This window comes from Streptomyces sp. NPDC107471, assembly GCF_055582845.1.
In genome coordinates this window covers 348,959-361,460 of sequence record NZ_JBVJPC010000007.1, presented here as the reverse complement: position 1 = coordinate 361,460, position 12,502 = coordinate 348,959, and the positions used below count along the sequence as shown (strand labels likewise).

The window sequence follows — 12,502 nt, the reverse complement described above, 5'->3', positions numbered from 1 at the left end:
AGCGCCGGCTAGAGGTACTTCTTCAGCTCCCGGCGGGCCAGCGAGCGCTGGTGGACCTCGTCCGGGCCGTCCGCGATCATCAGCGTGCGGGCGCCGGCGTACAGCTCGGCCAGCGGGAAGTCCTGGCTGACCCCGCCCGCGCCGTGGAGCTGGATCGCCCGGTCGATGATGTCGACGACCGCGCGGGGCGTGGCGATCTTGATGGACTGGATCTCGGTGTGGGCGCCCCGGTTGCCGACCGTGTCCATCAGCCAGGCCGTCTTCAGGACCAGCAGACGGAGCTGTTCGACGGTCACGCGCGCGTCGGCGATCCAGTTGTGGACCACGCCCTGCTGGGCCAGCGCCTTGCCGAAGGCCGTACGGGAGACGGCCCGCCGGCACATCAGCTCGATCGCCCGCTCGGCCATGCCGATCAGCCGCATGCAGTGGTGGATCCGGCCCGGGCCCAGGCGGGCCTGCGCGATGGCGAACCCGCCGCCCTCCTCGCCGATCAGGTTCGCGGCCGGCACGCGCGCGTGGTCGAAGACCACCTCGGCGTGGCCGCCGTGGTAGTGGTCCTCGTAGCCGAAGACCCGCATCGCGCGCTGCACCGTGACGCCGGGGGTGTCGCGGGGGACCAGGACCATGGACTGCTGGCGGCGGATGTCCGTGCCGTCCGGGTCGGTCTTGCCCATCACGATGAAGATTTTGCAGTCCGGGTTCATCGCCCCGGAGATGTACCACTTGCGGCCGGTGACGACGTACTCGTCGCCGTCACGTTCGATGTGGGTGGTGATGTTCGTGGCGTCCGAGGAGGCGACCTCCGGCTCGGTCATCGCGAACGCGGAGCGGATCTCACCGGCCAGCAGCGGCTCCAGCCACTGCTTCTTCTGCTGCTCGTCGCCGAACTGGCTGAGCACCTCCATGTTCCCGGTGTCGGGCGCCGCGCAGTTCAGCGCGGTGGGCGCCAACTGCGGGGAGCGGCCCGTGATCTCGGCGAGCGGCGCGTACTGGAGGTTGGTCAGTCCGGCGCCGTACTCGGCGTCGGGCAGGAAGAGGTTCCACAGGCCCTGACGGCGGGCCTCGGCCTTCAGCTCCTCCACCACGGCCGGGGTGTCCCACGGTGAGGACAGCCGGGCGCGCTGCTCCTCGGCGACGGCCTCGGCGGGGTAGACGTGCTCGTCCATGAAGGCGAGCAGCTTGGCGCGCAGCTCCTCGGTGCGTGCGTCGAACGCGAAGTCCATGCGGATCAGCCTTCCTGGATGCCGTCGCGAAGCGTGGTGAGACCGTGCTGGATGAAGACCGGGACGAGGTCGCCGATGCGGTCGAAACCGCGGCCGACCGTCTGGCCCTTGGTGTAGCGGTAGTGGATGCCCTCCAGGATCACGGCGAGCTTGAACCAGGCGAACGCGGTGTACCAGGACACCGCGGAGACGTCCCGGCCCGAGCGCTCGGCGTACCGCGCGACCAGTTCGGAGGGGTCCGGGTGGCCCGGGGCCTCGGCGGTCGTGGAGACCGGGGAGTCGGGCATGCCCAGCGGCAGGCTGTACATCACCAGCAGGCCGAGGTCGGTGAGCGGGTCGCCGAGGGTGGACATCTCCCAGTCGAGGATCGCCCTGATGTGGTCGTCGTCGCCCATCAGGACGTTGTCGAGCCGGTAGTCGCCGTGCACGACCGTGGCCGTCGGGGACTCGGGGAGACGCCGGCCGAGCGTCGCGTGCAGCTCGTCGATGCCGGCGAGGTCGCGGTTGCGGGAGGCGTCCAGTTGCTTGCCCCAGCGGCGGAGCTGGCGGTCCAGGAAGCCCTCCGGGCGCCCGAAGTCCGCGAGCCCCACCTCCGCCGGGTCCACCGCGTGCAGCTCGACGAGGGTGTCGACGAGGGACAGCACGGCGTCACGGGTGCGCTCGGGGCCCAGGGGGGCGAGCTGGTCGGCGGTGCGGTACGGGATGCCCTCGACGAACTCCATGACGTAGAAGGGCGATCCGGGCGCCGCCTCGTTCCCGGGGTCCTCGCACAGCAGGACGGGGTTCGGGACCGGCACGTCCGTGGGGTGCAGGGCGCTGATGACCCGGTGCTCGCGCTTCATGTCGTGCGCGGTGGCCAGGACATGGCCGAGCGGGGGCCGTCGTACGACCCATTTCGTGGTGCCGTCCGACACCGCGTACGTGAGGTTGGACCGTCCGCCCTCGATCAGCCGGCCGGTCAGAGGGCCCTGCACCAGGCCGGGCCGCTCACGGTCGAGCAGGCCGCGCAGCCGGTCGAGATCGAGGCCTGGCGGATGGTCGGGGCTCATCAGGGCTCCTTACGCGCGCGGGAACGGGTACCGACCATCATGCCGACTGGTCGGTATGTCGTCCAGGGGGAAGGGTGAACGTGATCCGGCCCACGATAGGCCGACGGCTCCCCGCGTGGTGGCGGGGAGCCGTCGGTTCATCGTCTCAGTGGTCGTCCCAGTGGCCCTCGTGGGCGGCGTGCCGGTGCCCGTCGTGGAGGTAGTCGACGTGGTCGCCGTGCAGCACGCTCTCGTGACCGCAGTCCTGGCCGTGCCGGTGCTCGTGCCCCTCGTGCGACACGTGCCCGCCGGGCTCGCACTCGTCCCAGTGCCCCTCGTGCTCGCGGTGCAGGTGCCCGTCGTGCGCGTAGTCGACGTGGTCCTCGTGCCGCACCTCGGTGTGCCCGCAGTCCGAGCCGTGCGTGTGCGCGTGGGAGGCGTGTTCGTGGTGAAGGGTGGTCATGGTGCTCACCTTCGAAGCAAGGGGGTGCTGACGTCGGCCAGGCTGCCACGCGAACGGGACGTATCCGGCGATTCGCTCCTGCGTGGCGCCCGAGTACCTCGGAGGAGCGAGACCGGCGCACGGGCGGCCTGACTCCGGCGGGTACGACGGTTGGCGGTGAGCGCGGCGATCGTGGGCCCTGGGTGGTGATCGGGTGTTGGGGGAGCGGTGGCTGGGCTGGCCGGGGTGTTGGGTCGTAAGCAGGTGGGGTGCGGGGGCGGGCTCGGGAGTCGTCCCCTCGGGGCTCAGGTGGGGTCGGTGGCCGGATCGAGCAAAGGTGCTGCGTCGCAGTCGGCTGAGCGCGGGGCGGGCTCGATGGGTGTCAGGTCGGGCTCGGGCCCGGGGTGGTGATCGGGAGAGGTGGCTGGGTCGGCGGGGGTGTTGGGTCGTAGGCCGGTGGGGTGCGGGGTTGAGCTCGGGCCCGGGTGTGATCGGGTGCTGGGGAGCGGTGGCTGGACTGACAGGGGCGCTGGGACGTAAGCCGATGCGCACCCCCGGGGACGCGCCGCGCGCCCCCGCGCCCGGCCTCGACCGGCTGCCCGTGCGGGGGCGGGCGGGCTCGGGCCCGGGTCGGTGATCGGGTGCTGGGGAGCAGTGGCTGGACCGGCCGGGGCGTTGGGTCGTAAGCAGGTGGGGTGCGGGGTCGGGCTCGGGAGTCGCCCCCTCGGGGCTCAGGTGGGGCCGGTGGCCGGATCGAGCAAAGGTGCTGCGTCGCAGTCCGGGGGCAAGCTCGATAGGTGTAGGTCGGGCTCGGGTGGGGCGCGCGGCCGGGCCAGGAAAAGGGCGCGGGGCCGGACAGGAAAAGGGCGCGTTGCCGTTCAGAACACCAGTGCCGCCCCGCACACCGCCATCGCCACCGTGCACAGCACCGCTGTCGTGGCGGTTCGCGGGGTGAGGGCTGGTGGGGGATCGGACGAGGTCAGGGTGTGGATGCGGCGGTGCGCCAGGTACAGGAAGCCGAGCCACAGCGCGCAGCACAGGGCGCAGGCGACGAGTGCGGTGGGGGACGGGCCGCCGTGCAGGGCCGTCTTCACGGCGAGCACGGCGGAGACGGTGCCCGAGAGGGTCGTACGGCGCCAGGCGAGCCGGGTGCGTTCGGGCTGGAGCCCCGGGTCGCGCTCGGCGCCCGCGTCCTCGCTCACCCCTCCCACCCCACGAGCACGACGACGACCATGGCCACGGCGACCACCGCCACCACCAGGCTCAGCAGTGCCGGGAACCGCGACACCGGAAGGTCCTCGCCCTTGCGCATCGCCCGCTCGCACCGCACCCAGTGGTTGACCGCCCGCAGCGAGCACAGCACGCCCGCCGCGAGCAGCGCGAGCGCCAGGCCGACCCGCCAGCCCCAGCGCAGATCCGGCAGGAACTGGTCCACGGCGAAGCCGCCGCCGATGAGCGCGAGCGCGGTGCGCAGCCAGGCCAGGAAGGTGCGTTCGTTGGCCAGCGAGAACCGGTAGTCGGGCGTACGGCCCTCCCGCCGGACCTCCTCGGGGGCGAACCAGACGCGGACGTTCCGTGCGAAATCGATCACGCGCACGAGCCTATCGGGGGCGGGTTCCGGACCGCGGACTCACCCCATCGACCGGTACGCCTTGAGCCGCTCGTAGGCCGCCAGCCCGTCCGGCACCCACTCCCACTCCCGCAGACGCAGCTCCACCTCGTCCTCGGTGAGGAAGGCGTGCCAGGCGACCTCCTCCACCTGGGGACTGACCGGGAGCTCGCAGCGGACCTCGTAGACCGCGGACCACCAGGTCCGGCCGGCCCCGTCGTCGTACAGGAACTTGAAGAGGTACTCCGGCCGGGGCAGGCCCGCCACCCCGAGCTCCTCCTCCGCCTCGCGCAGGGCCGCGTCGTCGTACGACTCGCCCGCCCCGACCACTCCGCCGACGAACATGTCGTGGAGGGACGGGAAGACCAGCTTGGTGGGGGTCCGGCGGTGCACGAAGAGCCGCCCCTGCGCGTCCCTGGCCTGCACGAACACACAACGGTGCCGCAGGCCCTTGTCGTACGCCTCCCCGCGGGGCGACTGTGCGACGACGTTGTCGTGCTCGTCGACGATGTCGAGGATCTCGTCAGCAGCGCTCATGGGGCCATCCAAGCAGGAGCCCCGCGCCGGCCGACCGGAGGCCGTGCCGCCCGTGCGGGCCCCGCCGCCCCGGGGGCGCGGGTGTCAGCTCGGCTGGAGGTCCCGCGTCGGCTCCGTACGGGTCGCTCCGCAGGGCATCGCCGGGTGCATGCCCAGCAGGACGATGCCGCCGACGACGGCCGCGAGGCCCACGGCCTCCCAGGTCAGCGCGACGTTGTCGGTGCGCAGGCGGTCCCCCAGGAAGCCCACCCCGCACACGATCCCGGCGATCGGCTGGGCCGCGGTCAGCGCGGGCAGCGACATCCGCAGCGGCGCGGTCTCGAACGCGCTCTGCACCAGGACGAGCCCGGTGACCCCGAGGGCCAGTACCGCGTACGGCTGCCAGCCGGTCAGCAGCTCGGCGAGGCCGCCCGCGGAGAAGCGCTGGCCGCTGACCCGGGTGAGGGCGTCCTGGACGCCGTAGAGCAGTCCCGCCGCCAGGGCCAGCAGCACCGGGCCCGCGCTGAGGCGGGAGCGCTTGGCGTACGTCGTGAGCAGCAGGGCGAGACCGATCATGGCGCCGATGATCAGCCAGTGGCGGAAGGGGTCGGTGACCGCCGTACCGCCGCGCGGCTCGCCCGCCACGATGAACGCGCTCACCCCGCCCGCCAGCAGCGCCAGACCCGCCCAGCCCTGCCGGCCCAGCGGCTGCTTGCTCTGCTTGCGGGAGAGGGCGAGGGCGAACAGGAGGTTCGTGGCGAGGAGGGGTTCGACCAGGGACACCTCGCCCTGGCCGAGCGCGATCGCGCCGAGCACCATGCCGGCCACCATCAGGGCGATGCCGCCGAGCCAGCGCGGCACCTTCACCAGGTCGAGCAGGAGCCTCGGGGAGAGGAAGTCGCTCAGCGGGGCCTGACGCGCCGCGTTCTGCTGCAGCACAAAGCCGAAGCCCAGGCAGCAGGCAGCACTCACGGCGAGAACCAGAACCAGAACCGACACGCTGCGTACCTCGATCGTTCGGCCGGGCGGCGGGGTGGTTGTCGCCGACTGTAGCGTCCCAGCGTCCGGCTTGCCCCTGGGAGTACCCGGAATCGGGCTGTCGACTCGGCCGCCGAACCATTTCGGCGCCGGGTGTCCCGCCATGGTGCGATGCGCCGGAGGGCAGCGCCATGGCGTACGCCACAGAAGCAGGGCCTTGACCGGTTCCCACCAGCACCAGCCGCCACAACTTCCCCTCCCGTACGGAGAGTTGACGCGTGTAACGCCCCTACCGCCCTTGACGCAAACCATTGGCGGAGGGTTGGCTGTCCGTGATCAGTCGATGGCGGTGCGAATCGGTCCCCCGGTCGGCCCCCGCCGACGGTCGGCCTGTCCGTACCACCCGGACGCACGTTTTGTCGTCCCACCAGTACCGCCTAGCACGCCGGTCACCGCAGCCCAGGCGTCCTCCTCCGCGCACCCGTCCCCTTTCACCACGACGTTCCCCTTCGTCCCACCAGCACCAGCCTTCACACCAACCACCACCGCCCCCGCCCACCGCACCCCCTGTTCCGTGAGGAAAACCCACACGGTGTCCCCGCCCCCACCCCCCTTCGGCCGCAGTCGGAAACGTGCCTCCCAGGCCTTCGACGCGGCCCTCGACGACGCCGAACTCATCGACGCCCGCGCCGCGTTGGCACAGGGCAGATGGCAGGCGGCCAGGGCGCTGCTCACCCGGACGGGCGATGAGTGGGACCGTCGGGGCCACCGCGTCACGGTGCTCGCGGCCGAGCCGTACAGCGACGCCTGGGCCAGGGAGTGGCTGGTGGCCGAGCCGGACTCCGCCGACGCGGCCGCACTGCTCGCCCTCGCCCTGGTGCAGCGCGTCCGGCGCGGCAAGGGCAAGCCCGCCGAGGCCCGGGAGGCCTGCCGTACCGCGGCCCGCCTCGCGCCGGCCGACCCCACGCCCTGGCTCGGACTGCTCCTGCTGGAGCGCGACCACGGGACGGCGGACGAGGCCGACGCCGTCTTCGGCGAGATCCGGGCGCGGCACGCCGACCACCACCACGCGCACCACCTGATGGTCGCCCGGCTCGCCGAGCACCAGGCGGAGACGGGCCCCGACCCGCTGCACGAGGTCTACGACTTCGCGAACTGGGCCGCCGAGCAGGCCCCCGCCGACTCACCGCTCGCGATCCTGCCGGTCATCGCGCACGCCGAGCGCTACCGTGCCCTGGCCGCCGCCGGGCACGAACCGCACGACCCCGTCGCCTCCGGCCACTGGACCGGACGCCGGGCCCGGCAGGTGATGAAGGCGGCCTTCGACTGGTGGCTGGAGTGGGAGCAGGAGGGCCACCCCCGCCGGCTGGTCGACCTGAACTTCCTCGCCCACGCGAAGGTCTGCGAGGGCCGCGGCGCCGAGGCCGCCGCCCTCTTCCACCGCATCGGCGAACGCCCCACCCCGGCCCCCTGGTCCTACCCGGACCGCGAGCCGTACTCCGCCTTCCGTACCGCCCGCGACCACGCGCTCGGCACGGTGTAGCACCCCCGAATCCCGGAAGGACGGTCATGGCCACCGAGAGTTCCAGCAAGAGCAGACCAGGCATCAGCACGTTCAAGGGACAGGACCGCGCGCTGCGGGCCGGCCGCCTCGGCACCGGGGGCCTGCTGCTCTCCGTCCTCGCGGCGACCGCGCCCCTCATGGTCGTCGCGGGTGTCATGCCCACTACATTCGCGGTGATGGGGATCGTCGGCCAGCCCCTGCTCTACGTCGTCCTCGGCGTCGTCCTCGTCCTGTTCAGCGTCGGCTACGCCGAGATGAGCCGGCACGTCCACAACGCGGGCGCCTTCTACGCCTACATCTCCCGCGGCCTCGGCGGCACCGCCGGCGCGAGCGCGGCCCTCGTCGCCCTGGTCGCCTACAACGCCCTCCAGGTCGGCATCTACGGCATCTTCGGCTTCGAGGTCTCCGGACTGTTCGCCACCTACGCCGACCTGTCGGTGGCCTGGTGGATACCGGCGCTGGTGGCCGCCCTCGTCGTGGGGGCGCTGGGCTGGCTGAAGATCGACGTCAACGCGCGCGTGCTCGGCGTCCTGCTGATCGTCGAGGTCGCCCTGGTCGTCATCTTCGACATCGCCGCCGTCGCCGACCCGGCGGCCCAGGGCCTGTCCCTGCACGCCTTCAACCCGGACACCCTCAGCGGCGCCGGCGTCGGCACCGCCCTGTGCTTCTGCATCGCCGCCTTCCTCGGCTTCGAGCAGGCACCGGTGTACGCCGAGGAGACCAGCCGCCCGCACATCCTGGTGCCGCGCGTGATGTTCCTCGCCGTCGGCGGCGTCGCCGTGTTCTTCGCGCTCAGCAGTTGGGCCCTCACCGTCGCCACCGGCCCCTCGGCGGTCGTGGGCGAGTCACAGAAGCAGAGCGCCGGACTGCTCTTCGGCCTCACCGAGTCCCGCCTCGGCGGCACCTTCACCGACGTCCTGCACGTCCTGTTCGTGACCGGCATGTTCGCGGCCATGCTCAGCTTCCACAACGTCGTCGCCCGCTACGCCTTCGCCATGGGCCGCGAGGGCCTGCTGCCCGCCGCCTTCGGCCGCACCAACAGCGCGAGCGGCGCGCCCGCCACCGGCTCACTGCTCCAGACCGCCGTGTCCGTGGTGGTCGTGGCCGTCTTCGCGATCGCCGACGACAAACCCACCGGCGACCCGACGGTGCCGGTCCTGCACCTGTTCACCTGGTTCGGCAACATCGGCTCGCTCGGCGTGATCGTGCTGATGGCCGCGGCCTCCGCGTCCGTCGTCGTCTTCTTCGTCCGGCGCGGCGCGGCCGCCGCCCAGGCCTGGCGGCTGGTCACCTCGGCCCTCGCGGGCATCGCCCTGCTGGTGATCGCCGTCTACACGGTGAAGGACTTCGACGTCCTGGTGGGCGCCGGCCCCGACTCCTCGCTGAGCTGGGTGCTGCCCGGCATCGTCGGCCTCGCCGTGCTGGTGGGTCTGGTGCAGGGCCTGCTCCTGCGGGCCCGCAGGCCCGAGGCGCACGCACGGATCGGGCTCGGCAACGAGGCGTTCCAGTTGGAGAAGGCCGCGGGGGAGACCCAGTGACCCGCCACGGACCGGACGCCGCCTGAGAGCCGGGTGAGAACTGATTACGGAAGTCTGACGAGCACCCGCGAGTCCTGGCCCCGCCGGGGTCGCGGGTGTTCGAATGGCTGGGTGAACACCGACACACCCGAGGAGGGGCAGGGCACCCCGATCGGCCGCCGGGTCCTCCTCGGCACCCTCGGCCTGGGCGCGCTCGGCGTGGTCGCCGCGCCCACCCTGCAACGCGGCCTGGAGGCCTTCCTCGGCAGCGCCGCCGACAAGGACCCCACCGGCCTGACCGGTCTGCTGCCCAACGGCGGCGGTTTCCGCTACTACTCGGTGACCTCGTCCGTGCCGCACAAGGACGCCGGGAACTACCGCCTCACGATCGAGGGCCTGGTCTCCCGCCCCCGCACCTACACCCTGGCCGACCTGCGGGCGCTGCCCCAGACCCGGATGGTCAAGGACGTGCAGTGCGTGACGGGCTGGCGGGTCCCGCACACGCCGTTCGAAGGCGTACGACTGTCCGCGCTGCTGGACGCCGCCGGAGTGACCGCCAAGGCGGGCGCCGTGCGCTTCACCTGCTTCGACGGGGCGTACTCCGAGAGCCTCACCCTGGACCAGGCCCGCCGTTCGGACGTCCTGGTCGCCCTGCGCATGCAGGACAAGGACATCGGCCACTCCCACGGCGGCCCGGTCCGCCTCTACGTGGCCCCCATGTACTTCTACAAGTCGGCCAAGTGGCTGTCCGGCATCACCGTCACCGAGGACGTGGAGCCGGGCTACTGGGAGGACCGGGGCTACGACGTGGACGCCTGGGTCGGCCGTTCGAACGGGCGGGACGATGAACCTACGAGTTGACGCCCCGCCGCACGCACGGATCCGGCGCTTCGGCCGCTCCCAGAAGTGGGTGCACCGCACGACGGCCGCCCTGATGGGCGTCTGCGTGGCCACGGCCGCCTGCCTGTACATCCCCCAGTTCGCCGAACTCGTCGGCCGCCGCGAGCTGGTGGTCCGCATCCACGAATGGGCGGGCCTGGCCCTGCCGCTGCCGGCCCTCGTGGGCCTTGCCTCCCGCGCCTTCCGCACCGACCTGGGCTTCCTCAACCGCTTCGGCCCGCACGACCGTGTCTGGCTGCGCGCCGCCCTGCGCCGCGACAAGCGCCGGATGTCCCGCCCCGCGGGCAAGTTCAACGCGGGCCAGAAGGTCTACGCCGCCTGGATCGCCGGCGCGACCCTCGTCATGCTCGGCACCGGCCTGCTGATGTGGTTCACCCACCTCACCCCCATCCAGTGGCGCACCAGCGCGACCTTCGTCCACGACTGGCTCGCCCTCACCATCGGCATCGTCCTCGCGGGCCACATCGGCATGGCCCTCGGCGACCCGGAGGCCCGGCGGGGCCTGCGGACGGGCTCGGTCAGCCGGGAGTGGGCCGAGCGGGAACATCCGCTGTGGCGGCCGTAGCGTGACGTGCGGGCTGCCTACGGCGTGGCCCCGCGCTCCTCGGACCGCAGGCCGCGCAGGGACCACAGTCCGTACAGCGCCAGCAGCGGTTTGACCACGATCCACTCGCCGGGGCGGTAGTCGTCCGCGCGCACCAGCCGGGCCGCGAGGTCCGGGCGCTGCCGCCGCAGGTAGGCGCGGGCCTTGAGGGCGTGGGCAGGCTGGGAGACGATCTTGATGCGGTCCACGTCCTCGAGCAGCGGGATCACGTGGGTGATGTTCTCCCACGTCGTCGTGGACCGGTCCTCCAGGAGCACCGGGCCGTCGTAACCGAGCGCCGACTTCGCGTAGTCGGCCATCAGACGGGCCTCCGTCGCGCCGCTGCCGGTCGTCCCGCCGCTGAGGATCAGCCGGGCCCCGTGCGTACCGTCGGCGGTGAGGGAGCGGACTCCGGCACGGACGCGCCAGCGGTTGATCAGGTTCGCGGTGTCCCCGGGGTTGCGGTACCCGAGCACCACCACGGCCGAGGTGGCGCCCCGGCCGTCGCCCACGAGTGCGCGGGACCAGCGCCGGTTCAGCCACTCGCCCCAGGCCAGAGCCGCGGCCCCGGCCACCACCAGTCCCGTCCTTCGCCGCATGGGGGCGACTCTAGGGCACCGCGGGGCCGCTCCTCCATGCCGCGAACGGCGGACGGGCGAGGCCGGAGAACCGCGCCTCGCCCGCCCGGGTGCCCCGTGGCCGTACGTCTAAATGACCAACGACAGCAGCAGCACCAGACCGCCCGCGACCACCGAGATGATCGTCTCCATGATCGACCAGGTCTTGATGGTCTGGCCGACGTCCAGGCCGAAGTACTCCTTGACCAGCCAGAACCCGGCGTCGTTGACATGGCTGAAGAAGAGCGAGCCGGCGCCGATGGCGAGGACGAGCAGGGCCGTCTCCCCGGTCGACATGCCTTCCGCGAGCGGGGCGACCAGACCGGCCGCGGAGATCGTGGCCACCGTGGCCGAGCCGGTCGCGAGCCGGATCGCCACCGCGATCAGCCAGGCCAGCAGGAGCGCCGGGATCGACCAGTCCTTGGATATGTCCAGGACCATCTGCCCCACACCGGAGTCGATGAGGGTCTGCTTGAAGCCGCCGCCCGCGCCGACGATCAGCAGGATGCCGGCGATGGGCGCGAGGCCCTTCTCGACGAGCGGGGAGAGCCGCTCCTTGCCGAAGCCGGCCGGGCGCAGCAGCGTGAAGATGCCCACGAGCACCGCGGCCAGCAGGGCGATCATCGGGGAGCCGACGACGTCGAAGACGCGCTGGGTGAGGTTCTCCGGGGCGTCGATCACGATGTCGACCAGTGCCTTGGACAGCATCAGGACGACCGGGAGGAGGATCGTGGCCAGCGTGGGGCCGAAGGCGGGGCGCTTCTCCAGTTCCTCCGAGGCACGCTGGGGGATCATCCGGTCGGGGGCCGGCACGTCCACCCAGCGGGCCGCGTACCGCGAGAACAGCGGACCGGCGATGATCACCGTCGGGATGGCGACCAGGACGCCGAGCGCGAGCGTGACACCGAGGTTGGCGCCGACCGCGTCGATCGCGACCAGCGGACCGGGGTGCGGCGGGACCAGGCCGTGCATCACCGACAGGCCCGCGAGGGCCGGGATGCCGATGCGCATCAGGGAGTAGTTGCCGCGCTTGGCGACCATCAGCACGACCGGGATCAGCAGCACGACGCCGACCTCGAAGAACAGCGGCAGACCGATGACGGAGGCGATCAGGACCATCGCCCAGGGCATCGAACGGCCGCCCGCCTTCGCGAGGATCGTGTCGACGATCTGGTCGGCCCCGCCCGAGTCGGCGAGCATCTTGCCGAGGATCGCGCCGAGGGCGATCAGCACGCCGACGCCGGCGACCGTGGTGCCGAGCCCGGTGGTGAAACTGGTGATGGCCTTGTCGAGCGGCGCTCCGGCGACCGCGCCGAGCACGAGCGTGCCCAGGGTCAGCGACAGGAAGGCGTGGAGCTTGAACTTGGTGATGAGTACAACGATGACGGCGATGCCCGCCAGGACGGCGATGCCTAGCTGGGCGTGACCGGCCGAGGTGATCGGCTCGGGTGCGTCCGCTGCCAGCATCTCGACGCTGAGTCTGGTCACGGGGGGTTCCCTTGCAGGTACGGGGACGTATGTCGGA

Annotated in this window: 13 protein-coding genes; 4 read left to right on the top strand and 9 right to left on the bottom strand. The window is 72.2% G+C overall.

All coding sequences use genetic code 11. The features are described from left to right. Positions 1 to 8 precede the first annotated feature (8 nt). From ACZ66S_RS25150 to ACZ66S_RS25120, 7 genes are all read right to left on the bottom strand, one after another. On the bottom strand, positions 9 to 1,223 hold the full coding sequence (locus tag ACZ66S_RS25150) for an acyl-CoA dehydrogenase (RefSeq protein WP_469903759.1): 1,215 nt from the start codon (positions 1,221 to 1,223) through the stop codon (positions 9 to 11). A gap of 5 nt (positions 1,224 to 1,228) precedes the next feature. After that, complete coding sequence (locus ACZ66S_RS25145; protein ID WP_469903758.1) at positions 1,229 to 2,272, bottom strand: phosphotransferase family protein; 1,044 nt, start codon at positions 2,270 to 2,272, stop codon at positions 1,229 to 1,231. A gap of 145 nt (positions 2,273 to 2,417) precedes the next feature. Then, complete coding sequence (locus tag ACZ66S_RS25140; protein WP_469903757.1) at positions 2,418 to 2,714, bottom strand: hypothetical protein; 297 nt, start codon at positions 2,712 to 2,714, stop codon at positions 2,418 to 2,420. Between the two features lie 857 nt (positions 2,715 to 3,571). Next, the gene (locus ACZ66S_RS25135; RefSeq protein ID WP_469903756.1) at positions 3,572 to 3,895 is read right to left on the bottom strand and encodes a DUF202 domain-containing protein; all 324 of its coding nucleotides are present in this window, start codon (positions 3,893 to 3,895) and stop codon (positions 3,572 to 3,574) included. Next, a complete protein-coding gene (locus ACZ66S_RS25130) occupies positions 3,892 to 4,284 on the bottom strand; it encodes a YidH family protein (protein WP_365457577.1) in 393 nt (130 codons plus the stop codon). Before ACZ66S_RS25130 ends, ACZ66S_RS25135 begins: the two co-directional genes overlap by 4 nt. Before the next feature lie 39 nt (positions 4,285 to 4,323). Further along, positions 4,324 to 4,839: an NUDIX hydrolase gene (locus tag ACZ66S_RS25125; protein ID WP_469903755.1), complete on the bottom strand. Its 516-nt coding sequence runs from the start codon at positions 4,837 to 4,839 to the stop codon at positions 4,324 to 4,326. Between the two features lie 84 nt (positions 4,840 to 4,923). After that, positions 4,924 to 5,817 (bottom strand): DMT family transporter, encoded by an 894-nt coding sequence (locus ACZ66S_RS25120; protein WP_469903754.1) that lies wholly within the window; start codon positions 5,815 to 5,817, stop codon positions 4,924 to 4,926. 571 nt (positions 5,818 to 6,388) lie between these two features. Here ACZ66S_RS25120 and ACZ66S_RS25115 point away from each other — a divergent pair. From ACZ66S_RS25115 to ACZ66S_RS25100, 4 genes are all read left to right on the top strand, one after another. Then, on the top strand, positions 6,389 to 7,339 hold the full coding sequence (locus ACZ66S_RS25115; RefSeq protein WP_469903753.1) for a hypothetical protein: 951 nt from the start codon (positions 6,389 to 6,391) through the stop codon (positions 7,337 to 7,339). 26 nt (positions 7,340 to 7,365) lie between these two features. Then, the gene (locus ACZ66S_RS25110) at positions 7,366 to 8,898 is read left to right on the top strand and encodes an APC family permease (RefSeq protein WP_469903752.1); all 1,533 of its coding nucleotides are present in this window, start codon (positions 7,366 to 7,368) and stop codon (positions 8,896 to 8,898) included. A 111-nt stretch (positions 8,899 to 9,009) separates the two neighbouring features. Then, on the top strand, positions 9,010 to 9,738 hold the full coding sequence (locus ACZ66S_RS25105; protein WP_469903751.1) for a molybdopterin-dependent oxidoreductase: 729 nt from the start codon (positions 9,010 to 9,012) through the stop codon (positions 9,736 to 9,738). Beyond that, the gene (locus ACZ66S_RS25100) at positions 9,722 to 10,342 is read left to right on the top strand and encodes a cytochrome b/b6 domain-containing protein (protein WP_469903750.1); all 621 of its coding nucleotides are present in this window, start codon (positions 9,722 to 9,724) and stop codon (positions 10,340 to 10,342) included. The genes ACZ66S_RS25105 and ACZ66S_RS25100 overlap by 17 nt, the downstream gene beginning before the upstream one ends. 17 nt (positions 10,343 to 10,359) lie before the next feature. Here the strand turns inward: ACZ66S_RS25100 and ACZ66S_RS25095 are convergent, their stop codons facing one another. Then, a complete protein-coding gene (locus ACZ66S_RS25095) occupies positions 10,360 to 10,959 on the bottom strand; it encodes a YdcF family protein (protein WP_469903749.1) in 600 nt (199 codons plus the stop codon). A 108-nt stretch (positions 10,960 to 11,067) separates the two neighbouring features. After that, the gene (locus tag ACZ66S_RS25090) at positions 11,068 to 12,465 is read right to left on the bottom strand and encodes a GntP family permease (RefSeq protein WP_469903748.1); all 1,398 of its coding nucleotides are present in this window, start codon (positions 12,463 to 12,465) and stop codon (positions 11,068 to 11,070) included. Positions 12,466 to 12,502 lie beyond the last annotated feature (37 nt).

Excerpts from the sequence above, each read along its gene's own strand:
- ACZ66S_RS25150 (WP_469903759.1), bottom strand. The coding sequence starts at position 1,223 with ATGGACTTCGCGTTCGACGCACGCACCGAGGAGCTGCGCGCCAAGCTG.
- ACZ66S_RS25145 (WP_469903758.1), bottom strand. The coding sequence starts at position 2,272 with ATGAGCCCCGACCATCCGCCAGGCCTCGATCTCGACCGGCTGCGCGGC.
- ACZ66S_RS25140 (WP_469903757.1), bottom strand. The coding sequence starts at position 2,714 with ATGACCACCCTTCACCACGAACACGCCTCCCACGCGCACACGCACGGC.
- ACZ66S_RS25125 (WP_469903755.1), bottom strand. The coding sequence starts at position 4,839 with ATGAGCGCTGCTGACGAGATCCTCGACATCGTCGACGAGCACGACAAC.
- ACZ66S_RS25110 (WP_469903752.1), top strand. The coding sequence starts at position 7,366 with ATGGCCACCGAGAGTTCCAGCAAGAGCAGACCAGGCATCAGCACGTTC.
- ACZ66S_RS25100 (WP_469903750.1), top strand. The coding sequence starts at position 9,722 with ATGAACCTACGAGTTGACGCCCCGCCGCACGCACGGATCCGGCGCTTC.
- ACZ66S_RS25095 (WP_469903749.1), bottom strand. The coding sequence starts at position 10,959 with ATGCGGCGAAGGACGGGACTGGTGGTGGCCGGGGCCGCGGCTCTGGCC.